At 47.8% G+C, this 255-nt stretch carries 1 protein-coding gene; it reads left to right on the forward strand.

What is annotated here, in order from left to right; all coding sequences use genetic code 11:
* Positions 1-61: 61 nt before the first annotated feature.
* A partial coding sequence (locus J3L11_RS19230; protein ID WP_347566530.1) for a hypothetical protein occupies positions 62-255 on the forward strand: 194 nt, incomplete at its 3' end.

The raw sequence follows: 255 nt of genomic DNA on the forward strand, positions 1-255 counted from the left end.
TGAACCTGAATGGAAAGCTGCGTTTCAATCGATGGGAGGCAAGGTTCAAGACTTGAAGATCGTGAGTGATTCTCTCAATAGGTTGTTGCCGCCAATAGAGTTTCCTGACACCGTTGACCATAACTCATCGCAAATTCGTATGCCTTTTCGCGATGACTATATCGCGCTTACCCCTGTCATTAGCTCGGCGATGCTACTCGCCATTCAACGTAGTTATGCCCTAACTACTCAGCTGAGTTTTACTCGCCCAGCTGC

The organism is Shewanella sp. 4t3-1-2LB (assembly GCF_017368415.1).
Classification (GTDB): Bacteria; Pseudomonadota; Gammaproteobacteria; order Enterobacterales; family Shewanellaceae; genus Shewanella; species Shewanella fodinae.